The organism is Nitrogeniibacter mangrovi, from assembly GCF_010983895.1.
Lineage (GTDB): Bacteria > Pseudomonadota > Gammaproteobacteria > Burkholderiales > Rhodocyclaceae > Nitrogeniibacter > Nitrogeniibacter mangrovi.
Genome location: NZ_CP048836.1, coordinates 456,175 through 478,134, shown reverse-complemented (window position 1 = coordinate 478,134; position 21,960 = coordinate 456,175). Strand labels below are relative to the sequence as shown.

Annotated in this window: 23 protein-coding genes; 16 read left to right on the top strand and 7 right to left on the bottom strand. The window is 69.0% G+C overall.

The window, feature by feature from the left end; genetic code table 11:
• Nucleotides 1-8 precede the first annotated feature (8 nt).
• Genes G3580_RS02150 through G3580_RS02130 form a run of 5 tightly spaced genes read left to right on the top strand, consistent with a single transcriptional unit; the run spans nucleotide 9 to nucleotide 3,161 of the window.
• On the top strand, nucleotides 9-317 hold the full coding sequence (locus G3580_RS02150; RefSeq protein WP_173763699.1) for a (2Fe-2S) ferredoxin domain-containing protein: 309 nt from the start codon (nucleotides 9-11) through the stop codon (nucleotides 315-317).
• A 9-nt stretch (nucleotides 318-326) separates the two neighbouring features.
• Nucleotides 327-971: an alpha/beta hydrolase gene (locus G3580_RS02145; protein ID WP_173763698.1), complete on the top strand. Its 645-nt coding sequence runs from the start codon at nucleotides 327-329 to the stop codon at nucleotides 969-971.
• Nucleotides 972-997: 26 nt separating this feature from the next.
• Nucleotides 998-1,606: a glutathione S-transferase gene (locus tag G3580_RS02140; protein ID WP_173763697.1), complete on the top strand. Its 609-nt coding sequence runs from the start codon at nucleotides 998-1,000 to the stop codon at nucleotides 1,604-1,606.
• Between the two features lie 4 nt (nucleotides 1,607-1,610).
• Nucleotides 1,611-2,537, top strand: coding sequence for an ATP-binding cassette domain-containing protein (locus G3580_RS02135; protein ID WP_173763696.1), 927 nt, complete (start codon nucleotides 1,611-1,613; stop codon nucleotides 2,535-2,537).
• 18 nt (nucleotides 2,538-2,555) lie between these two features.
• Complete coding sequence (locus G3580_RS02130) at nucleotides 2,556-3,161, top strand: DUF502 domain-containing protein (protein WP_173763695.1); 606 nt, start codon at nucleotides 2,556-2,558, stop codon at nucleotides 3,159-3,161.
• Here the strand turns inward: G3580_RS02130 and G3580_RS02125 are convergent.
• Nucleotides 3,158-3,736 carry a glycine zipper 2TM domain-containing protein gene (locus G3580_RS02125; RefSeq protein WP_173763694.1) on the bottom strand — a complete coding sequence of 193 codons (579 nt, stop codon included), beginning with the start codon at nucleotides 3,734-3,736 and terminating at the stop codon, nucleotides 3,158-3,160. The genes G3580_RS02130 and G3580_RS02125 overlap by 4 nt on opposite strands.
• A gap of 79 nt (nucleotides 3,737-3,815) precedes the next feature.
• Complete coding sequence (gene queF, locus G3580_RS02120; protein WP_173763693.1) at nucleotides 3,816-4,661, bottom strand: NADPH-dependent 7-cyano-7-deazaguanine reductase QueF; 846 nt, start codon at nucleotides 4,659-4,661, stop codon at nucleotides 3,816-3,818.
• Between the two features lie 77 nt (nucleotides 4,662-4,738).
• Between queF and G3580_RS02115 the strand changes: the two genes are divergently transcribed.
• The 3 genes from G3580_RS02115 to dsbD are packed head-to-tail and all read left to right on the top strand — an operon-like array spanning nucleotide 4,739 to nucleotide 7,755.
• A complete protein-coding gene (locus tag G3580_RS02115; protein WP_173763692.1) occupies nucleotides 4,739-5,530 on the top strand; it encodes an ABC transporter permease in 792 nt (263 codons plus the stop codon).
• Between the two features lie 7 nt (nucleotides 5,531-5,537).
• The gene (cutA, locus tag G3580_RS02110; RefSeq protein WP_173763691.1) at nucleotides 5,538-5,876 is read left to right on the top strand and encodes a divalent-cation tolerance protein CutA; all 339 of its coding nucleotides are present in this window, start codon (nucleotides 5,538-5,540) and stop codon (nucleotides 5,874-5,876) included.
• 4 nt (nucleotides 5,877-5,880) lie between these two features.
• The gene (gene dsbD, locus G3580_RS02105) at nucleotides 5,881-7,755 is read left to right on the top strand and encodes a protein-disulfide reductase DsbD (RefSeq protein ID WP_173763690.1); all 1,875 of its coding nucleotides are present in this window, start codon (nucleotides 5,881-5,883) and stop codon (nucleotides 7,753-7,755) included.
• Nucleotides 7,756-7,763: 8 nt separating this feature from the next.
• Here the strand turns inward: dsbD and G3580_RS02100 are convergent, their stop codons facing one another.
• Nucleotides 7,764-8,318, bottom strand: coding sequence for a YbhB/YbcL family Raf kinase inhibitor-like protein (locus G3580_RS02100; protein ID WP_173763689.1), 555 nt, complete (start codon nucleotides 8,316-8,318; stop codon nucleotides 7,764-7,766).
• A gap of 93 nt (nucleotides 8,319-8,411) precedes the next feature.
• On the bottom strand, nucleotides 8,412-9,233 hold the full coding sequence (locus G3580_RS02095; protein WP_173763688.1) for a helix-turn-helix domain-containing protein: 822 nt from the start codon (nucleotides 9,231-9,233) through the stop codon (nucleotides 8,412-8,414).
• A 92-nt stretch (nucleotides 9,234-9,325) separates the two neighbouring features.
• On the opposite strand from G3580_RS02095, the gene G3580_RS02090 reads away from it, so the two are divergent.
• The 5 genes from G3580_RS02090 to G3580_RS02070 all read left to right on the top strand — a co-directional run bounded on the left by G3580_RS02090 (nucleotide 9,326) and on the right by G3580_RS02070 (nucleotide 14,738).
• Nucleotides 9,326-9,931 carry a riboflavin synthase gene (locus tag G3580_RS02090; RefSeq protein ID WP_173763687.1) on the top strand — a complete coding sequence of 202 codons (606 nt, stop codon included), beginning with the start codon at nucleotides 9,326-9,328 and terminating at the stop codon, nucleotides 9,929-9,931.
• Nucleotides 9,932-9,979: 48 nt separating this feature from the next.
• Entirely contained in the window at nucleotides 9,980-11,095 is a 1,116-nt protein-coding gene (gene ribBA / locus G3580_RS02085) for a bifunctional 3,4-dihydroxy-2-butanone-4-phosphate synthase/GTP cyclohydrolase II (RefSeq protein WP_173763686.1), read from the top strand.
• An 18-nt stretch (nucleotides 11,096-11,113) separates the two neighbouring features.
• Entirely contained in the window at nucleotides 11,114-11,587 is a 474-nt protein-coding gene (gene ribH / locus G3580_RS02080; RefSeq protein WP_173763685.1) for a 6,7-dimethyl-8-ribityllumazine synthase, read from the top strand.
• The gene (gene nusB, locus G3580_RS02075) at nucleotides 11,584-12,036 is read left to right on the top strand and encodes a transcription antitermination factor NusB (RefSeq protein WP_173763684.1); all 453 of its coding nucleotides are present in this window, start codon (nucleotides 11,584-11,586) and stop codon (nucleotides 12,034-12,036) included. Before ribH ends, nusB begins: the two co-directional genes overlap by 4 nt.
• A 314-nt stretch (nucleotides 12,037-12,350) precedes the next feature.
• Nucleotides 12,351-14,738, top strand: a complete 2,388-nt coding sequence (locus G3580_RS02070; protein ID WP_173763683.1) for a metallophosphoesterase — start codon at nucleotides 12,351-12,353, stop codon at nucleotides 14,736-14,738.
• Nucleotides 14,739-14,836: 98 nt separating this feature from the next.
• On the opposite strand, the gene G3580_RS02065 is transcribed toward G3580_RS02070, so the two are convergent.
• The 3 genes from G3580_RS02065 to G3580_RS02055 are packed head-to-tail and all read right to left on the bottom strand — an operon-like array spanning nucleotide 14,837 to nucleotide 19,521.
• Nucleotides 14,837-16,027 (bottom strand): osmoprotectant NAGGN system M42 family peptidase, encoded by a 1,191-nt coding sequence (locus tag G3580_RS02065; RefSeq protein ID WP_173763682.1) that lies wholly within the window; start codon nucleotides 16,025-16,027, stop codon nucleotides 14,837-14,839.
• Nucleotides 16,028-17,776: an N-acetylglutaminylglutamine synthetase gene (ngg, locus tag G3580_RS02060; RefSeq protein ID WP_173763681.1), complete on the bottom strand. Its 1,749-nt coding sequence runs from the start codon at nucleotides 17,774-17,776 to the stop codon at nucleotides 16,028-16,030.
• Nucleotides 17,777-17,787: 11 nt separating this feature from the next.
• Complete coding sequence (locus G3580_RS02055) at nucleotides 17,788-19,521, bottom strand: N-acetylglutaminylglutamine amidotransferase (protein WP_407670986.1); 1,734 nt, start codon at nucleotides 19,519-19,521, stop codon at nucleotides 17,788-17,790.
• Between the two features lie 433 nt (nucleotides 19,522-19,954).
• Here G3580_RS02055 and thiL point away from each other — a divergent pair, with 433 nt between their 5' ends.
• Genes thiL through G3580_RS02040 form a run of 3 tightly spaced genes read left to right on the top strand, consistent with a single transcriptional unit; the run spans nucleotide 19,955 to nucleotide 21,953 of the window.
• On the top strand, nucleotides 19,955-20,923 hold the full coding sequence (gene thiL / locus G3580_RS02050) for a thiamine-phosphate kinase (protein ID WP_173763679.1): 969 nt from the start codon (nucleotides 19,955-19,957) through the stop codon (nucleotides 20,921-20,923).
• 52 nt (nucleotides 20,924-20,975) lie between these two features.
• Nucleotides 20,976-21,458, top strand: a complete 483-nt coding sequence (locus G3580_RS02045) for a phosphatidylglycerophosphatase A family protein (RefSeq protein WP_173763678.1) — start codon at nucleotides 20,976-20,978, stop codon at nucleotides 21,456-21,458.
• 9 nt (nucleotides 21,459-21,467) lie between these two features.
• Nucleotides 21,468-21,953, top strand: a complete 486-nt coding sequence (locus tag G3580_RS02040) for a CinA family protein (RefSeq protein ID WP_173763677.1) — start codon at nucleotides 21,468-21,470, stop codon at nucleotides 21,951-21,953.
• The last annotated feature ends 7 nt before the right edge of the window (nucleotides 21,954-21,960 follow it).

Genomic DNA, 21,960 nt, shown 5'->3' with positions numbered 1-21,960 from the left:
CGACGCCGATGAGCTATTTCAAGCATCACGTTTTTTTCTGCTGCAACCAGCGCGAACCGGGCGATACCTGCTGCAACGACCGCGGCGCGAGCGACATGCAGAAGTACGCCAAGGAACGGATCGCCAGACTCGGCCTCAAGGGCAAGGGGAAGATCCGCATCAACAAGGCCGGCTGCCTCGATCGCTGCGACGACGGGCCGGTGCTGGTGGTGTACCCGGACGACGTCTGGTACACCTTCGTTGACCAATCCGACATCGACGAGATCATCGACGAGCATCTGGTGGGCGGTCGCATCGTCGAGCGCCTGCGCATCTGAGGGATCGCCATGAGCCAGCGACCCACCGAATCGGCCCTGCTCAACGGCCCCGACGGCGCCATCGAGGTACTGATCGACACCCCCGGAAACGCACGCGGCATCGCCCTCGTCGCCCATCCGCACCCACTGTTCGGCGGCACCAACACCAACAAGGTGGCGCACACCCTGGCGCGCGCCTTCCGCGATCTGGGCTATGCCACCATCCGCCCCAATTTTCGTGGCGTGGGCAAAAGCGAGGGCGCGCATGACCATGGCCAGGCCGAGACCGAGGACCTGCTCGCCGTGGTCGCCTGGGCGCAGTCGCGCTGGGGCACGCTGCCGCTGGCCCTGGGCGGCTTTTCCTTCGGCGGCTTCGTACAGACCCGGGTCGCCCGGCGCCTGTCCGAGGGGGTCACGCCGGTCGGGCGCATGGTGCTGGTCGGCGTGGCCAGCGGCGAGGTCACCGGCGCGCGCACGTACCAGACCGAAGCGGTCCCCAAGGGCACGCTGGTGATCCATGGCGAAGCGGACGAGACGGTGCCGCTCGCCAACGTGCTCGACTGGGCCCGCCCCCAGGAACTGCCCGTGATCGTGGTGCCCGGGGCCGACCATTTCTTCCACGGCCGCCTGCATCTGCTGCGCGATCTGATCGCGGAACGCTGGGCCCCGCTCTAGGGTCTACCGGCTTTGGGGTTCCCGCCATGAAACTGACCGCCTCCCCCACCAGCCCCTTCGCCCGCAAGATCCGCATCCTGCTGGCCGAGAAGCGCATCGCCTTCGACCTGGTCGAGGACTCCCCATGGGAGTCCGACTCCGGCGTGCCGGAAATCAACCCGCTGGGCAAGGTGCCCGTGCTCGAGACCGACGAGGGCGAGGTGTTCTTCGACAGCCCGGTCATCGCCGGCTACATCGAGGCGCTCGATCTGCCACCTCACTTCATCCCCGGCGACGCGATGGCCGCCGTGCGGGTGCGCCAGACCGAGGCGCTGGCCGACGGCATCCTCGACGCCGCGCTGCTCATCCGCCTCGAATCGCTGCGGCCGACGAGCGCGCAGATGCAGGACACCGCCGCCCGCCAAGGGGCCAAGATCGAGCGCGGCCTGCAGGCGCTGGAGGCGCGCCTGCAAACCGGCCACTGGTTCCATGAAGACAAGCTCTCGCTGGCGGACATCGCGGTCGGCTGCGCCCTCGAATACCTCGATTTCCGGCTCCCGGAGCTGGGTTGGCGTGACCTCCACCCGCGCCTGGCCGACTTCGCGGCCCGGATCGGCCGGCGCCCGAGCTTCGTCGCCACGCGGCCCCATTCCTGAACCGATGACGGGCGCGACGCTCGCCATCGATGGCCTGGTCAAACGCTATGGCCGGCAGACCGTGGTCGACGGCGTCTCCCTCACCGTGGCGCCCGGCGAATGCTTCGCCCTGCTCGGCCCCAACGGGGCCGGCAAGACCACGACCCTGCGCTGCGCACTGGGCCTGAGCACGCCCGACGCGGGTCGCATCACCCTGTGTGGCGAGCCGGTGCCCGAGCGCGCCCGCGAGGCACGCATGCACACCGGCGTGGTACCCCAGTTCGACAACCTCGACCCGGATTTCAGCTGCGCCGAGAACCTGGAGGTGTTCGGCCGCTACTTCGGCATCGACCGCGCCACCATGCGCGCCCGGACCCCCGAGCTGCTCGCCTTCGCCGGCCTGGAGGCCAAGGCGGAGGCCCGCATCGACGCCCTCTCCGGCGGCATGAAGCGGCGCCTGACGCTGGCGCGCGCGCTGGTCAACCAGCCGCGCCTGCTGGTGCTCGACGAACCCACCACCGGGCTCGATCCACAGGCGCGCCATCTCATCTGGGAGCGCCTGCGACGCCTGACCGCCTCGGGCACCAGCGTGCTGCTGACCACCCATTTCATGGACGAAGCCGAGCGCCTCGCCCACCGCCTGGCCATCATGGACCACGGCCGCATCCTCGCCAACGGCACGCCGCGCGAAGTCATCGCTGCCCATATCGAACCGGTGGTGGTCGAGGTTCATGGCGACTGGCCCGGCGGCATCGCCGCCTGGGCGCAGACCCACGGCCACACACTCGCCCGGCGCTGCGAACTGAGCGCGGACACGGCGTTCTGCTACACCGACGACGCCGGGCCGCTGCTGGCACATCTGGCGGAGGCCGGGGGCCTGCGCTATCTGCACCGCCCCGCCAACCTGGAAGACGTCTTCCTCAAGCTCACCGGTCGCGATCTGCGCGACTGAGCGCCGCATGGAGCTGCCGTGAAATTTCTCGGAAAACTCTTTGCCACCGGCCTGCTCGCCGTGGTCCCCATCCTTGCCACCCTGTACCTGCTGTGGTGGCTGTTCGTCACCGCCGAGAGCTTCTTCGGTCGGCTGCTCTCGCGCCTGGTGCCGGAAGCCTTCCACTTTCCCGGCATGGGCATCGCCCTGGGGGTGCTGATCCTGCTCGGGGTCGGGTTGCTGATGCGCGCCTGGGTGTTCCGCGCCCTGTTCCACAAGATCGAGGACGCGGTCATGGCCGTGCCGCTGGTCAAGTCGATCTACTCGGCGATCCGGGATTTCTTCGGCCTCGTGGCCAACGACGAGGGCAGCGACGTGCTGCAGGTGGTGGCCTACACGCTGCCGGGCACCCAGGCGCGGGTGATCGGCTTCGTCACCCGCCGCGACTTCGATGGCCTGCCCGAGGGCATCGCGCATCCCGGCGACGTGGCGGTCTACTTCCCCATGAGCTACCAGATCGGCGGCTACACCGCCTACCTGCCCGCCGACGCACTCGAGATCATCGACATGCCGCGCGAGGCGGCCATGCGCTTTGCGGTGACCGCCGGTGTCAATGCCAGCGGCCAGAACGGGCGCTCCCGCTAGCGGCGCATCTGCCAGCGCCCGTCCCCCACATGGCAGGCGGCGCGGCGGACCCGCTGCTCGCCGGTAACGAGATCGAATTCCCGACACGGCAGCCCGTCGGCGCGGAAGCTGCGCACCGGGATCAAGGTGTAATGAAGATGCGTGGTCGGGTTGGTCCACACCACCCGGTGGCGGTCCTGGCTCAACTCCAGCGCATGACCGATGCAGGCGCGATCCAGGTCGGTGATGTCGCGCGCCACCTGGGCACCGACGACGGCGCCGATGACGGTGCCGAGCACCGTGGCGATGCGCCGTCCGTCCCCCTCGCCGATGCCGGATCCGACCGCACCGCCGATCACGCCACCGACCACCGCACCGACCGCCTCGGCGCTGCAACGCCCTTCGAGCACGCCGTAGTCGCGTTCCCAGTGCCGGCCGCCGTACCCCTGGTAGCCTTCGTAATACGGATCGTGCTTCTTGCGCCAGCCGTGCGCCGGCGCATGCGACGGCGGATCGGCCAGCACGGGCAGGGCCGGCAGGCTCAAGCTCAGACTCAATACCGAGACCAGGGCAAAACGGACGGTCGAATTCGTCATGACAACTCCTGCAGATGTGACGGCGCACTCACGACGGTTAACGTCTGAGCGGCCAGGGTGTTGACGCACGGCCTTCGGCTCACTGGCGCGGATCGCCCCCGTTGGGCGGCGACGCCATTGGCGCATGGCTGCGAAACGGATTGATGTCGAGCCCGCCACGCCGCGTGTAGCGGGCCCACACCGCCAGTTCGCGCGGCCGGCACTGGCGCATGAGATCCACGAAGACCCGCTCCACGCATTGCTCGTGGAACTCGTTGTGCTCGCGAAACGACACCACGTAGCGCAGCAGGCCGGCCCGATCGATGGGCGCGCCGCTGTAGCGTACGTACAGCGTGGCCCAGTCCGGCTGGCCGGTGACCAGGCAATTGGATTTGAGCAGGTGCGAATACAGGGTCTCGCTCACCTCGCCCGCCCGCGCATCGGCGCGCAGATGCTGCGGCGCCGGCCGGTAGTCACGAACGTCGATGTCCAGATCGTCGATGCATTCGCCGGGCAAGGTGGCAACCTCCCGCGTCACCGCATCGAGCGCCTGCAGCGATACCCGCACCGGTGCTCCGGCGGCGACCGACAGATCCCGGGCGATGCGCGCCTCCACCGCTGCCATCGACTCGCAGGCGGTGCCGTTGAAGCTGTTCAGGTACAGCTTGAGCGACTTGGACTCTATCAGGCTCGGCGATTCGGCCGGCACCCGGAACACGCCCATGGCCACCACCGGCTTGCCCCGGGGGTTGAGCCAGGACAGCTCGTAGGCATTCCACACGTCCTCGCCGACGAAGGGCAGCGCCGCGGCGTCGATGCCGATCTCGGCGCGCTTGGCCGCGCGCGGCACCGGGAACAGCAGCTCGGGCGCATAGGTGTTGCGGTAGCGCGACGCCTGGCCCAGGGGCGAGGCTTCGGCACCGTGGGGCACGGTCGGGTCGGTCATGGCAGTTGGGCCAGCTCAAGGCGTTGCAACGTCGGGTGATTATAATCAGCCCTCCGAGTCTCGACCGACCGACCGCCATGTCCGTTCATGCCCACCCCTTCCGGCTGCCCCGCCTGTCCTGGCGGTTCACTGCCGTGTGGGCGCGCAACTACGGGGTCTGGCGCAAGCTGGCGGCGCCCTCGCTGCTGGGCAATCTGGCCGATCCGATGATCTACCTACTCGGCCTGGGCTACGGGCTCGGCGCCCTGGTGAAGACGGTCGAGGGCATGCCGTACGTGAACTTCCTCGCCGCCGGCATGGTCTGCTTCTCGAGCATGAACACCGCCAGCTTCGAAACCCTCTATTCCGCGTTCTCCCGCATGCATGTGCAGCGCACCTGGGAGGGGATCATGCATGCGCCGCTCACGCTCGACGATGTGGTGCTCGCCGAGATGATGTGGGCCGCGAGCAAGGCCGCCCTGTCGGGCACCGCGATCCTGCTGGTGGTGGCGCTGTTCGGCTTCACCACCAGCCCGGCCGCGCTCGCGGTGGTGCCGCTCATCTTCCTGATCGGGCTCACCTTCTCCGCCATGGGGCTGGTGGTCACCGCGCTGGCGCCCAATTACGACTTCTTCATGTACTACTTCACCCTGTTCATCACGCCCATGGCGCTGCTCTCCGGGGTGTTCTTCCCCCTCGACCAGCTGCCCGCGGCACTGCAGATCGGCGCGCAATTGCTGCCGCTGGCCCATGCGGTGGCGCTGGCCCGCCCGCTCATGCTCGGCGAGCTGCCCGGCGCGGTGCTGCCGCATCTGGCGGTGCTTGTCGCCTACGCCGCGGGCGCCTTCTGGCTGGCGGTGGCGCTGACCCGCCGGCGCCTGCTCACGTGAGATCGCCATGACCGACACGCCCGACGAGGTCCTCCTCGTGCTCACCAACCTGCCCGACGCGGACACCGCCCAAGCGCTGGCGAACGCGCTGATCGAAGCCCGGGTGGCCGCCTGCGTGAACATCCTCGCGCCGGCCACCTCGGTCTATCGCTGGCAGGGAAAGGTGAGCACCGATACCGAAGTGCCGCTGCTGATCAAGACCACCCGCGCTGCCTATCCGATGTTGGCATCGGCGATCCGCGCCGGTCATCCATACGAACTGCCCGAAATCATCGCCGTCCCCGTCACCGGGGGCCTGCCCGACTACCTGGACTGGGTGCGTGACGAAACCCGCGCTGCCCGCTGACACCATGACCCGATCTCATCGCCTGCTCGCCCTCGTCACCTTTGCCCTGCTCGCCCTGGTGCGCATCGCCTGGGCGGCCCCCGAGCTGCTGCCGCCCGAAAAGGCCTACCGCGCCAGCCTGGTCACCCGAGCGCCGGACCGGCTCGAGGTGCGCTTCCAGATCGAGGACGGCTACTACCTCTACAAGAAGCAGTTCCGCTTCCGGGCCGAGCCGGACACGGTCCAGGTCGGCCCGGCCGAGCTGCCGCCGGGCAAGGTCAAGCAGGACGAGTTCTTCGGCGAGGTGGAAACCTACCGGCACGAACTGGTCTTCGCGCTGCCGGTGAAGGCGCCGCCCGAGGTGACCCGTTTCCAGCTCACGGTGATCAGCCAGGGCTGCGCGGACATCGGCGTGTGCTTCCCGCCCCATCCGCAGACGCTCGAGGTGGATCTGACCCGCAGCGTCGCGGACGCCGCGAAGGGCGGCCTCCTGGGCCGCCTCGGCATCGGCACCGAAGCCGAACCGGCCATGGATACGCCGGGGGCAAACACACCCGCCACCGCGGCCCCCGCTGCCGCACCCGCAACGACCACCACGACGGGCGATGAATCCGGCCGCATCGCCGGCCTGTTCGCCCACCAGAGCCTGCCCCTGGTGCTGCTGTCCTTCTTCGGTTTCGGCCTGCTGCTGGCGTTCACGCCCTGCACGTTCCCGATGATCCCCATTCTCTCGGGCATCATCGTCGGCCACGGCCACCGGATCACCCGCGGACGCGCCTTCACGCTGTCACTGGCGTATGTGCTGGGCATGGCGGTCACCTATGCCCTCGCCGGCGTCGCCGCCGGCATGTCGGGCACCCTGCTGTCGGCTGCGCTGCAGAACGTGTGGGTGCTCTCGGCCTTCGCCCTGCTCTTCGTGCTGCTGTCCCTGTCCATGTTCGGCTTCTATGAACTGCAGTTGCCCACGGCCCTGCAGAGCAAACTCTCCGATACCGCCAGCCATGAGAAGGGCGGCTCGCTGCACGGGGTGATCGTCATGGGCGTGCTCTCGGCGCTCATCGTCGGCCCCTGCGTGGCGGCGCCGCTGGCCGGCGCCCTGCTCTACATCGCCAAGACCGGCAACGCGACGCTCGGCGGCCTCGCCCTGTTCGCCATGGCGCTGGGCATGGGCGCCCCGCTACTGGCGGTGGGGGTGGCGGCGCGCTCGGTGCTGCCCAAGGCCGGGCCGTGGATGGAGGGGGTCAAGAAGGCCTTCGGCGTCATCCTTCTGGCGCTGGCGGTGTGGATGGTCTCGCCGGTGGTGCCGCCCGTGGTGCCCATGGTCGCCTGGGGCGTGCTGCTGGTGTTCTCGGGCATCTTCCTGCATGCGCTCGATTCGCTGCCCCCGCACGCCCGCAGCTGGCAGCGCTTCTGGAAAGGCGTCGGCGTCATCGCCCTGCTCGTGGGAGCGGCCCTGCTGATCGGCGCGCTGTCGGGCGCACGCAACCCCCTCCAGCCGCTGGCCGCTCTGCGCGCCACCGGCGTGGCCACCGCGACGCCGGCGCCGGCCTTCGAGCGGGTCCGCTCGGTGGCCGAGCTGGACGCGCGCGTGGCCGCCTCGAAACGCCCCGTCATGCTCGACTTCTATGCCGACTGGTGCGTCTCCTGCAAGGAGATGGAAGCGTTCACCTTTTCCGACCCCGGGGTGCAGGCACGCATGGGGCGGATGCTGCTGCTCAAGGCGGACGTGACCGAAAACAACGCCGACGACCAGGCCCTGCTGAAGCGCTTCGACCTGTTCGGCCCACCGGGCATCATCTTCTTCCGCCCCGGTGGTGAAGAGGTGACGAGCCAGCGCGTGGTCGGCTTCATGCCGGCCGAGGCCTTCGCCGCCCAGCTGGACGCGGTCCTCGGCCGCTGAATCGCCCGCTAACGCCCGTAGGTGGCCGTGAATGACGCACGGCCCAGTGCGTTCGCATGGATCATGAAGCCGGCCATGGCTGCCGTGGCCGGCTCGGGCAGCGCCAGGGCCGGCACCTTCAGGGCATAGAGGGTGAAGACGTAGCGATGCGGCGCGTCCCCCACCGGCGGGCATGGGCCGCCGTAGCCGGGCGTGCCGAAGTCGGTCCTCACCTGGCGCGCGCCTTCCGGCACGCCGGCGACCCCACCCGCCCCGGTCGGTAGGCCGGTCGTCTGCGCCGGCAGGTTGACCACCACCCAGTGCCACCAGCCGCTGCCCGTCGGCGCGTCCGGATCATAGACGGTGAGCGCGAAGCTCTTCGTGCCCGCGGGCGGATCGGTCCATGACAGCGCGGGCGACAGGTTGCCGCCCTCGCAGCCGAAGCCCTTGAACACGAAGCGCGCGTCGATCGGTTGTCCGGGCGACACGTCGGTGCTCGACAGGGTGAAGTCGCCGGCCCACGCCGGCAGGTGGATCAGCACGGCCGCAAGGGCCAGGGCGTGGTGTCGGGTGGGGAATCGCATGTCGTCCTCCTGGTTGGGTCAAAGATGACGACAGGATAGGCAGGGCCCGGCGCGGACAGTGCGCGGAAACGATCAGCCGCTGTGCCGAAGCGCTCAGCGCCGCAGATCGGACGGTGCGGTGCCGAAGCGCGCCTTGAAACGGGCCGCGAAACGCGACGGCGAGGCATAGCCGCAGGCATTGGCGATCACCTGCAGCGGCATCGTGGTCCCCTGGATCATCGCCAGGGCGGTGCCCATGCGCACCTCGTTGAGCAGCTCGCGGAACCCCGCCCCCTCGGCGCGCAGCAGGCGCCTCAGGGTCGCCTCGCTCATGTGCAGCCGCGTGGCCACGTCGCGGGCCGACCAGGGCTCGGCGGGCGCCGACGAGAGCAGCGCACGCACCCGCTCGGCCGCACCGGCCACCGTGCCGATCCGGCACCAGCACCCCAGATCGTCGAGCGCGATCAGGATTTCCGCCAGACGATGGCGCAGGAGACGATCGGAGAGCGGCGGCTCGGCCAGCATCCCTGCGGCCACATGGCGCACGGCTTCAGCCAGGGGCGAATCCATCGGCGCCTGCGCCAGGGCGCGCCAGGGCGTGGCCGGCAGCGCGCCGCGGGCGATCGCATGCGCGCGCACCAGTTCGGGGGCCACCGCCACGCAGGTGGCGGCATACACCCCACCGGGTTCGGGCGCGTTGCACATGCTGGCGCTGACCCCGCCATTGACGAACAGCAGCTGGCCCGGCCCGGCACTGAGGCGCTGGTCACCCACCGACAGGGTCTTGCGCCCCCGGGTCACCAGGATCAGGCACGGATCGGGAAACGGCACGTCGGCGATGCGCTGCTCCCGGCGCACGCTCAGCTCGAGCGTGCCGCCCAGGCCGGTGCGTCCCGCGCAGGCGGGCCCGTGCTGCTCGATGGTTTCCTTGCTCATGGCGATTCCGCTCGGCTCTTCGCTCCCGGCGCACGGGGCGCCGGGCTTTCCGGGTTACAATACAACGTTTTAGGCGACCCCCCGAGACTGCCATGTTTTCTGGCATCGTGGCCGGCACCGGCCGGATCGAATCCATCACCCCGCTCGAGGACGGCGTTCGGCTCACGGTCGACACCGGCACGCTGGATCTGGCCGACGTGGCCGTGGGAGACAGCATCGCCAACAATGGCGTATGCCTCACCGTGGTGGCCATGGACGGCGCCCGAGCCTGTTTCGACGTCTCCCGCGAGACCCTCAACTGCACCGTCGGACTCGATGTCGACGGCGGCGAGGTCAATCTGGAAAAGGCCCTGCGGGTGGATGACCGCCTCGGCGGCCACATCGTGACCGGCCATGTGGACGGCGTCGGCGAGGTGCAAAGATTCGCCCCCGTGGGCGAAAGCCACGAGCTGATCATCCGCGCGCCCGCCGCGCTGGCCGGCTACATCGCGCGCAAGGGGTCGATCACGGTCAACGGCGTGAGCCTGACGGTCAACACGGTCGAGGGCACCGATTTTTCCATCAACCTGATTCCGCACACGGTCGAGGTCACCACGCTCAAGCATCTGGTGCCGGGCGCACGCGTGAATCTGGAAATCGACATCATCGCCCGCTACGTGGAGCGCATGATGGCCTGGCGCGACCAAGCGCAGGCCTGACACCACACACAATACCGATTCGCCCCGACGACGGGCAGGGAGAACACCGTGAGCGCACTGGCGCCCATCACCGACATCATCGAAGACATCCGCGCCGGCCGCATGGTCGTGCTGGTGGACGAGGAAGACCGCGAGAACGAAGGCGACCTGGTCCTCGCCGCCGAGCATGTGAGCCCCGAGGCCATCAACTTCATGGCCAAGTACGGCCGCGGCCTGATCTGCCTGACCCTGACCGAGCAGCGCTGCGAACAGCTGGGCCTGAACCAGATGGCGCGCAGCAACAAGAGCTCGCACGGCACCGCGTTCACGGTCTCCATCGAGGCCGCCGAAGGCGTGACCACCGGCATCTCGGCGGCCGACCGGGCGCGCACCGTCCAGGCCGCGGTGGCGCGCGCCGCCAAGCCGGCCGACATCGTCCAGCCGGGCCATATCTTCCCGATCATGGCGCGCCCGGGTGGCGTGCTGATCCGCGCCGGCCACACCGAGGCGGGCTGCGATCTGGCCGGCATGGCCGGGCTGGAACCGGCCTCCGTGATCTGCGAGATCATGAACGACGACGGCACCATGGCGCGCCTGCCGGACCTGATCGAATTCGCCAAGGCGCACGGGCTCAAGATCGGCGCCATCCGCGACCTGATCGAATATCGCGCCGCCACCGAGAGCCTCGTCGAGCGCGTGGCCGAGAAGACGGTCGAGACCGCCCACGGCCCCTTCCGCCTGTGCGCCTTCGAGGACAAGACCTCGGGCGACGTGCATCTGGCCATGGTCCGCGGCGAGATCACCCCCGATGCGGAAACCCTGGTGCGGGTGCATGAGCCGATCACCGTGGTCGACTTTCTCGACACCGCCAGCGCCCGCCACAGCTTTCCCGTCGACGCCACGCTCAAGGCGATCGCCGAGGCCGGGCGCGGCGTGCTGATCATGCTCTACCGGCCGCAGAGCGGGCGCGACCTGCTCGCCCAGCTCACCGACGACCCCGACCTGCCGCGCCCGGCACTCAAGTGGGATCCGCGCCTGTTCGGCGTCGGCGCCCAGATCCTGCGCGAACTCAAGGTCGGCAAGATGAAGCTGCTCGCCAAGGCGCGCAAGATCCCGAGCATGGCCGGCTTCGGCCTCGAAGTGACGGGCTACGTCGACGACGTCCCCGACCCATCCCATTCCTGAAAGAACACGGAAACGCACATGCCCCGTTTCGAGAACATCCCCGAAATCGCCCCCAACCTCGACGGCACCGGCCTGAAGATCGGCATCTGCATGAGCCGCTTCAACCAGGACGTGTGCGAGGGCCTGCTGTCGGCCTGCGTGGACGAGCTGCTGCGCCTGGGCGTGGCCGAGCAGGACATGCTGGTCACCACCGTGCCGGGCGCGCTAGAGATCCCGCTGGTGCTGCAGAACATGGCCGAGACCGGCAGGTTCGACGCCCTGGTGGCCCTCGGCGCGGTGATCCGCGGCGAGACCTACCACTTCGAGATCGTCTCCAACGAGATGGCCTCGGGCATCAACCAGGTCGGTCTGGACACCGGCATGCCGATCGCCAACGGCGTGCTCACCACCGAGGACGACGACCAGGCCCTGGCGCGCATGCAGGAAAAGGGCGCCGACTGCGCCCGGACCGCGGTCGAGATGGTGCACCTGCTGCGCGCGGTGAACGCATGAGCAGCAAGTCCGCCCGCCGTCGCGCCCGCGAGTTCGCCCTGCAGGGCGTCTATCAGTGGCTGATCTCCGGCAACAGCGTGCCGCAGATCGAGGATCAGGTGCAGCAGGCCGCCGGCTTCGACAAGGCCGACGCGGCGCTGTTCACCACCCTGCTGCGCGGCGCACTCGAGGCCCCCGCGGCGCTGGAGGCCGAGTTCGCCCCCTTCATCGACCGCACCGTCGCCGAACTGTCGCCCATCGAGCGCGCGGTGCTCACCGTGGCCACCTACGAACTCAAGCATCATGTCGAGGTGCCCTACAAGGTGGTCATCAACGAGGCCATCGAGCTGACCAAGAGCTACGGCGGCACCGACGGCCATCGCTTCGTCAACGGCGTCCTCGACAAGGTGGCGGCCCAGCTGCGCAGCGTCGAGGTCGAGGCGCGCAAGGCACAGACCGGCGACAAGTAGCACACCGCACCACACCGGCATCATCCACACGGGGGCGATCACGCCCCCGTGTGCTTTTCTCCGCCCCGCCTTCATCCGCCGTGAGCGGCCGTCCGACCGGTCGACATGGGCCCATCGGCCTATCCCGGGGCCGCACGAAGGGAAATACGCCGAAGGTAAAACGTGGTCTGCGCCCACCCCAAAGACGGAACGGGGCACGTGGAGCCATGACGCGCCCGGCGCGCTCGTCGCCACATGCCCCCCGCGACGATGGCTCGCCGTGGACGAGCCCGGGGGACGCAAGCAACCCCTGACCCCCTTTTCGGAGAATCCCCGTGCGACGACCCCGCCATCCCATCGCAGCGATGCTCGCGGCCACCTTGGTGTCCGCCGGCACCGTGCCGGCCCAGGCCATGGAAGTGACCTACGCCCCGTACATCCAGCCCGGCGACGCCAGCCCCCGGGCCCACCGCGATGTGAAGGTGATCGCCTGGCAGACCGACGAGACCACCCCCCATCCCGAGGCCTACCGGATCGAGTACGGCCCCACACCGCTGGCGCGTCAGTCGGCCCGCGTCAACGGTCGCGTCGTCGATGACTATCTGAGCGCCGACCCGAGCCTGCCCGTGCCCGCCACCGCTTCGGGCGCGCATGTGAACTACTACGCCACCCTGACCGGCCTCAAGTACGACACGACCTACGCCTACCATGTGTATGGGCCGGGTCTGCCGGCCGACGGCTTCCATGCCTCCTTCCACACACGCAAGCTGGGCGACCGGGTCGCTTTCCAGGTGGTCGGCGACGAAGGCTTCTTCCCCACGGTGCCGGGCTCCGACCCCAAGCGCGTGATCAACTGGGAGGCGCGCATCGTCCATGAGATGTTCGAAGCGGACACGCTCGACGTGCCCGGCGCGCCGGACCTGCCCAAGCCCGACTTTGCCCTGAACACCGGCGACAACGTCTACAACCTCGGCACCGAAGGCGACTACCGCGACTTCTGGATGCCGGTGTGGAACAACGACGTGAGCTCCAACGAGACCGGCGCCCCGTACATCCGCCACATCCCGTACTACATCGTCGCCGGCAACCATGATCTGGGCGGCACCGGCAGCAGCGCCAACCTGCTCGGCACCGCCGATGCCGGCCGCTACAGCGGCAATTCCGGCGGCGGCGACGCGCTGGCCTACTTCAACAACTACTACTTCCCGCTCAACGGTCCGACGGGAGTCGACCTGCAGCAGATTTTCAATGGCGACACCCACACGCCGGACGGCTTCTACTTCGCCTACCAGGGCACCACCTACGATTCCCCGGCCGCGATCGAGGCCCTGCGCGCCAGCACCGAGGTCAACACCGGCCGCGGCACCAAGCGGCAGATCGACCACATGGGCAACTATTCCTTCGATCAGGGCAACGTCCACTTCGTGTTCCTCGACGGCAACCCGCACCTGTTCAACGCCCTGCTCAGCTACGAGGCCAACTACCTGAGCCCGCCGACCGCGTTTCCCACCTACCCCGGCGTCCTGCGTGACTGGCTGATCAAGGATCTGGACAGCAGCGACCAGCCGTGGAAGATCGTGGTGTTCCACCATCCCTCGTTCTCGTCGAGCAACAGCACGGTGCGCAACTTCCAGATGCGTCGCGTCGCCAAGCTGCTCGAGGATCACGGGGTCAACCTGGTGTTCAACGGCCACGCCCACAACTACCAGCGCACCCATCCCCTGCGCGCCCTGGCCCGGGTGGCCGATGCGCCCGACACCGCCGGCGAGCCCGCGGTGGCCATCGACACCGCCTTCGACGGCGCGCGCAACACGGTCCCCGACGGCGTGCTGTATCTGGTCGAAGGCGCCGGCGGCCGTGACAGTCACGACAGCGGCGGCGAAAGCCCGCGCGGCAACGCCAACGTGGTGGACGAGGACGACTCGGCCACCGGCACCAAGACCTTCGGCGCCGGCCTGACCTTCCCCAACGGCCCCGCCGCCTGGCTCGACACGCACCTGACCAACCCGCAGATGGCGCCGTTCATCGCCAATGCCGGCCAGGGCCCGAAGATCACCGCCGTGTTCAAGGGCCGGGTGTTCTCCTTCGGTCATGTGGTCGTCGACGACAACCGGCTGTCGCTGTACCAGATCTCCGAACCGCTGCAGGAGCGCTCGTCGGCCACCGCCGACAATCCGTATCCCTTCGGGACGGACATCAACGGCGAGCCGGTGAACGACCCCATCCCCGACACGCTGCTCGACCCGGCCACCGGTGAGATCGTCACCGCGCCAGCGACCGGCCGCCCCGCCCTGCTCGACGCCTTCACGGTCACCAAGCCGCGCCTCCACGGCCGCCTGATCGCGCGCCTGTCGGCACCGCGCGAGGTCGATGGCGGCGACACCCTCCGCTATCGCCTCCATCTGCGCAACCGCTCGGGCTACGCGCTCAACGGCACCCAGGTGATCCTGCCGCTGCCGGACGGCGCTCGCCCGGCGGGCTCGATGGCGGGCCTCGTCCAGCTCGACGACCGGCTCGTCCTGACCGTGGGGCGCCTCGCCGCCGGCGAAACGCGCGACGTTCAATTCACGCTGCACACGGCCGATCGGCAGGCGCATGAACGGCACAGGGCACATGGCCGCGCTCATGGCCATGACCGGCTCCTGAAGACCCGGGCCACGGTCCGTTCGGCGACCGCCATGCCGGTGCAATCGAATCCGGTGGTGACCCGCGTCGACGACTGAGCGTCCGCGCATCGCCCGTTCCCGGGGTCGCCGGTCCGTGGCGGCCCCAAACGAAAACGCCCGGCATGTGCCGGGCGTTTTGCGCTAGTGCCAACACATCACTTCTTCGGCGTCCCCAGCAACTCGTCCATGAAGTCGTGCGGCACCGGCAGCGGCGTGGACGGCACCACCATCTCGTCCGGCGTGAGCTGCTCGGTGAAGCCGTCGATCGACGCCATCTTGCGTTCGTCCCGCGCGGCCACCGGCTTGCTCAGCAGGTAGTGCGTCGTCAGCCGCGCCAGCGCGGTCAGCGCCGAGCGATGGGTGCGCTCGTAGGCATGGGAGGCGTCGGCGCCGAAGCCGATCAGCGCGGTGCGGATGTCGTTGCCCGCCTCCACCGCCGCCGCACTGTCGCTGCGGTAGAAGCGGAACACGTCGCGCCGGTGGGCGATGTTGTATTTCTCGGCGATGCCGATGAGCTTGCGCGTGAGGTGATAGTCGAACGGACCGCTCATGTCCTGCATGCAGATGGTGACCGCATGCTCGTCGGTGTTCTGGCCGGGCGCACCGATGGCGATGTCCATGCTCACCATCTCGGCGATGTCGCCATGCAGCGCGGCGGAGGCGCCGGAGCCGACCTCTTCGGTAATGGTGAACAGGGGGTGGACATCGACCGGCGGGATCAGCTTGTGGTCCTGCACCGCCTTGCAGGCGGTGAGCAGCGCGGCGACCGCCGCCTTGTCGTCGAGGTAGCGTGAGGTGATGTAGCCGCTCGGGCAGATCTCGGTATTCGGATCGAAGGCGATGAAATCGCCCACGCGGAAGCCGGCGGCCTCCAGATCCATGATGCTGCGCGCGGACACGTCCACCCGCACTTCGACCTGGTCCCAGTTGGTGGGCTGCTCGTCCACTTCGTGGCCGAAGGCGTGCCCGGAGGTCTTGAGCGGCAGGCAGGTGCCGCGGATCTGCTTCTTGTCGGTGAACACGGTGAGCCGGCAGCCCTCGGAGAAGCGCGCCGACCAGTGGCCGATGGGCACGATGGCCAGGCGGCCGTTGGGCTTGAGTTCGCGCACCATGGCGCCAAGGGTATCCAGGTGCGCGACGATGGCGCGCGCCGGGCGGGCCTGCTTGCCCTTGAGCGTGGCGCGGATGGCTCCGCGCCGGGTCATTTCGAACGGCACCCCCATATGCTCGAGCTGGTTGGCGGTGTAGCGCGCCACCGCGTCGGTCAGACCGACCGGACTGGGGATTGCCAGCAACTGCAGCAGCGTTTCCTCGAGATAGTCGTAGTCCAGTTCGAATTTAGGCATTCATGGGGCTCCTGGTTTTTCGTTGTTCCGTGTCCGTGGGAACAGCAGATCGACGAATCGTTCCGCGGTCGGCTGGGGCTCATGGTTGGCCAGCCCCGGCCGCTCGTTGGCCTCGATGATCACGTAGGCGTCATGGGCCGGATCGGGCACGATGAAGTCGAGCCCGGTGACCGGAATGTCGAGCACCCGGGCGGCCTCCTCGGCGGCGGCGCGCAATTCCGGATGGAGTTCGTCGGTCACGTCGTGAATGGTGCCGCCGGTGTGCAGATTGGCGGTATTGCGCACGGTGAGGCGCACGTCATGGTCGAGCACGTCGTCCAGGACATGGCCCTGGGCGCCGATGCAACGGCGCGTCTCGTCGTCGATGGGAATGCGCGACTCGCCCCCGGTCGCCGCCTGGCGGCGCCGGCTCTGTTTCTTGATCAGGGCCTCGATGGTGCTGTGGCCGTCGCCGACCACTTCGGGCGGACGACGCACCGCGGCCGCCACCACCCGGAAGTCGATGACGACGATGCGCAGATCCTGCCCCGGACAGTACTGCTCGATCAGTACCCGGTCGCAGTAGGCGCGCGCACGCTCGACCGCCGCCGCCATCTGCGCGGCGTCGGTCAGATTGACGCTGATGCCCTTGCCCTGCTCGCCCTCGACCGGCTTGACAACCACCGCGCCGCAGTCGGCGAGGAAGGCTGCATCGGCCTCGGAACCGTCCGCCAGGCGCTGGCGCGGCACCTTGAGTCCGTGCTCGGCCAGCAGGCGCAGGGTCACGCGCTTGTCCTGGCAGCGACTCATGGCGATGGCGGAGGTCAGCTCGGTGAGCGATTCGCGGCAGACGATGCTGCGCCCCCCCATCTCGAGCTGGAAATAGCCGGCCGCCGCATCGAGCACCTTCACATGGATGCCGCGCTTGCGTGCCTCGGTGGTGATCAGGCGGGCATAGGGGTTCAGGTCGCCCTCATCGTCCACCGGCTGGGTGAACAGGGCCTCGTTGATGGCGTTGCGGCGCTTGACCGCGAACACCTGCACGCGCTGGAAGCCGAGCTTGTCGTACAGGGCGATGGCCTGCTCGTTGTCATGCAGCACCGACACGTCCAGCCAGGCGCGCCCACGGGCCTGAAAATGTTCGAGCAGGTAGCGCACCAGCGCTTCGCCCACGCCCGGATGGGCCGCCTGCGGCGCCACGGCGAGGGACCACAGGCTGCTACCGTGCTGCGGATCGCGAAACGCCTCCACGTGATCGACGCCGAGCGCCACACCGATGATCTCGCCCGAGCCCTGGTCCTCGGCGATCGCCCAGGTGGTTTGCCGCGCGGCACGGTCACGCCAGACGCGGCGGGTGTCCACCGGCACCATGCGCCGGCTGCGGTAGAGCGCGTTGATGGCGGCCACGTCGCTGCGGGTGCGCAGGCGCCGCACCGTGAAACCGCGCCGGTTCGCCCGTTTGGGATGGTAGTCGCCCAGGTAGCGGCGATAGGATTCGGACGGATCGAGAAACAGCTGCTGGGGCGCATGCGCCACCACCAGATGCGGGCGCAGCACGTAGAAGGCGATGTCGCGCTGGCCGGGGCGCTCCTGCAGCAGGGCTTCGGCAATGGCCGTCGGGGTCTCGTAGGTCTGCGCCGGCAGGATGCGCCCCCAGCCGCACTCGATCGCGACCTGATGCGGCATTTCGCGCATGTCCGGCTGGGACTCGTCCAGGTGCACCGGCTGGTTGCCGGGCCGCAGGGCCCGCGATACGTACTTTCGGGTCATTTTTGTATCGCTCAGGAGAGATGTGTCTGCAGCCACCATTCGAGTAGCCCTAGTTGCCAGAGTTTGGAACCGCGCAGGGGCGTGATGTGCTCACCCGGCGCGGCCAGGAAGCGATCCACCTCGGCGGTGTTGAACAGGTCGCGCTCGCGCGCCGCGCGGCTGTGCAGGGCATCGCGCACGGTGTCGAGCACCGAGCCCTGCAGATACTTGAGCGCCGGCACCGGAAAGTAACCCTTGGGCCGGTCGATGACCGCCGAGGGAATCACCTTGCGCGCGGCCTCCTTGAGCACGCCCTTGCCGCCGTGGGCCAGCTTGTGGCGCGCCGGAATACGGGCGGCGAACTCGACCAGTTCGTGATCGAGGAAGGGCACCCGCGCCTCCAGACCGAAGGCCATGGTCATGCTGTCGACCCGCTTGACCGGGTCATCGACGAGCATGATGGTGGTGTCCAGGCGCAGGGCCTTGTCGACGGGATCGTCCGCGCCCGGCTGGGCGAAATGCTCGGCCACGAAGCGGCCGCTGAAATCCTCGGCATGGTAGGCCGGGGTGACCAGCGCCAGGTATTCGGCGTGATCGCGGTCGCGGAAGGCGGCGAGGTAGTCGGTCACCGGATCGGCGCTGCCGTCGAGCTTCGGGTACCAGTGATAGCCGCCGAATACCTCGTCCGCGCCCTGCCCGCTCTGGACCACCTTGGTGCGCCGCGCCACCGCCTCCGACAGCAGGTAGAAGCCGATGCAGTCGTGACTGACCATGGGCTCGTTCATGGCGGCGACGGCCTCGGGCAGCCGGGTGAGCAGCTCCTTCTCGGGCACGAAGATGCGTTCATGCTGGGTGCCGAAGGCATCGGCCACGATCTGGGCGTATTCGAACTCGTTGCCCTTCTCGCCGCCCACATCCTCGAAACCCACGTTGTAGGTGTGCAGATCGGTCACCCCGGCTTCGGCCATGAGGCCGACGATGAGGCTGGAGTCGACACCGCCGGAAAGCAGCGCGCCGACCGGCACGTCGGCCACCAGACGACGCCGGACCGCCGCGCGCAACTCTTCGAGCAGCATCTCGCGCCAGTCTTCGAAACTGCGCGATTCGTCCTCGGCGCTACGCTGCGCCTGCAGGGTCCAGAAGCAATGCGTCTTGCGCGTGCCGTCCGGCGCCACTTCCATGAGATGCCCCGGCGGCAGCTTGCGCACGCCGCGCAGCAGCGTATGGGGCGCCGGCACCACGGCGTGGAAGGACAGGTAGCTGTTGAGTGCCACCGGATCGATGCCGGTATCGACGCCACCGGCCTTGATCAGCGCCGGCAGGGAAGAGGCGAAGCGCAGCGCGCCCTCGACCTCCGCGTAGTAGAACGGCTTGATGCCAAGGCGGTCGCGACCGAACAGCACGCGGCCCGAATCGCGCTCCCAGATGGCGAAGGCGAACATGCCGTTGAGGCGCTTGACGAAGTCCGGCCCCCAGGCGTGATAGGCCTTGAGCAGGACTTCGGTGTCACCGTGCGAGTAGAACCGGTAGCCGAGCCCTTCGAGCTCGCGATGCAGTTCGGGATGGTTGTAGACGGCGCCGTTGAAGACGATGCCCAGCCCCAGGGCAGGGTCGAACATGGGCTGCTGGGCCGCTTCGGACAGATCCATGATCTTGAGGCGCCGATGGCCGAAGCCCCGCCCGAGCTGCATGTGGATGCCGGCACCGTCAGGTCCGCGCTTGGCCTGCGCCTCGACCACGCGGGCCAGCGCCTGCGCATCGGGCATCTCCCCGTCAAACCTGATTTCACCCGCAATTCCGCACATGCCCTCTCCTTGTCGTGTTTCCGGATTCATGGCCGGCGCACATCGCCAGCCCAGAGGCAAAACGCTCGTGCCGGGTTGTCTCCCGGCACCGAACTGCGAAGGCGCCGGGTCGGGCTACTCCGCCGTTGCGAACTACGAGTCGATGCCCCGTGGGGCACGGGCCGCGCACCAGGCGCAACCGATGGCCATCCGGCACGACATCACGCGTGCCAAGAGCGCTTCGCACACCCCCGAGTCGCGCCGGCCACAGAACGCCACGGGGGACAAACGGTTCTATTTTAACAAAATATTTTTGTGCAAACTGTTTCAATACGTTTGGCATGGGCACCGCCACGGCGGTGGCGCAGCGGGCAGCGGGCGGCTATGCTGGCGGTCCCGTCCGGCGACGCTGACCATGACCTCCGAGTTCGACCTCATCCGCCGCTATTTCCACTGGCCCGTCCACCACACCGACCTGGGCGGCGGCGACGACGCCGCGCTGCTCACGGTGCCGCCGGGGGAACAGCTGGCCGTGTCCACCGACATGCTGGTCGAGGGCCGCCACTTCTTCGTCGACACCGACCCGGCGGCACTGGGCTGGAAGAGCCTTGCCGTCAACCTCTCGGACATCGCCGCCATGGGCGCGACGCCACGCTGGGCCACGCTGGCCCTCGCCCTGCCCGACGACGATGCGCCCTGGCTCGGCGCCTTCGCCGGCGGCCTGCGCGAGTGCGCCGACGCCTACGCCATCGACCTGATCGGCGGCGACACCACCCGCGGCCCGCGCACCATCAACATCACCATCTTCGGCACCGTGCCCACCGGCCGGGCGATCCGCCGCAGCGGCGGCCGGCCGGGGGACGAGTTGTGGATCTCCGGCCACCCGGGCCGGGCCGCACTGGCCCTGTGGCACCTGCGCGACGGCATCGCGTTGAACGCGCCCTGGCGCGACGACTGCCTGCACGCGTTGCACCGCCCGACCCCCCGCACGCGCCTCGGCCCGGCCCTGCGCGGCCTGGCCAGCGCCATGCTGGATGTCTCCGACGGCCTGCTCGGGGATCTGGGCCATATTCTCGAGACCAGCGGTTGCGGCGCCCGCATCGACGCGCCCGCCCTGCCCGTGGCACCGCTCATCGACGCCTGCGGCGACGCGGCGCTCGCCCGGCGCGCCTGCCTCAGCGGCGGCGACGACTACGAGTTGCTGTTCGCCGCGCCGGCGGCGCAACGCCCCGCCATCCTCGACGCCAGCCGGGCCGCCGGCGTGCCGGTCACCCGCATCGGCCAGCTCACCGAGCGCGAAGCCGGCCTCGTGCTCGTGCATGCAGACGGCGCCCGCGAAGCGCTGACGGCCGCCGGCTTCGACCACTTCGCCGATCGCGGCTGAATCGGCCGGCGCTCCGGCCTATACTGGCGCACATTGCATCATGACGTCCCCCATGCGCCCGACCGTCCGCTTCCTGCTTGCCCATCCGGCTCATTTCGTCGCCCTCGGCTTCGGCTCCGGCCTGGCCCCCAAGGGCCCGGGCACCGCGGGCACCCTCGCCGCCTGGCTGCTGTATCCGTTGCTGCGCGCCCCGCTCGGCGACGCCGTGTTCCTAATGTTCCTGCTCACCGCCTTCGTGTTCGGCATCATCGCCGCCGAGCGCACCGGGCGGGCGCTGGGCGTGCCGGATCACGGCGCCATCGTCTGGGACGAGATGGTGCCGTTCTGGCTGGTGCTGTTCTTCACCCCGCCCACGCTTGCCTGGCAGCTGGCGGCGTTCGCCCTGTTCCGGGTGTTCGACATCCTCAAGCCGCCCCCGATCGCCTGGGCCGACCGTCGCGTCAAGGGCGGCTTCGGGGTCATGCTCGATGACGTCATCGCCGCCGGCTACACCCTGCTGGTGCTGGCGGTGGCTGCACGCTGGCTTGAGACCTGAGCCGTGAGCATGGACAATGCACTGACCGACCTGGCCCGCCGCACCGGCGAGTTGCTCGAACGCAAGGGGTGGATCCTGAGCACCGCCGAATCGTGCACCGGGGGCTGGATCGCCGAGGCGATCACCGCCATCCCCGGCAGCTCCGGCTGGTTCGATTGCGGCTTCGTGACCTATTCGAATACGGCCAAGACCCGTCTGCTCGGCGTCCCGCCCGCACTGCTCGCGACCCACGGTGCGGTCTCCGAAGCGGTTGTCCGCGCCATGGTGGCCGGCGCGCTGGCCGGCAGCGAAGCGAACGTGGCGGTGGCCGTCTCGGGCGTCGCCGGCCCGACCGGCGGCTCGCCGGCCAAGCCGGTGGGCACGGTCTGCCTGGCCTGGGCATGGCCGGGCGCGGAGGTGCTGGCGGAGACCTGCCATTTCGAGGGCGATCGCGAGGCCATTCGCCGCCAGACGGTCATTCATGCGCTGCGCGTGATACTGTATAAAAGCACATGAAACCGGC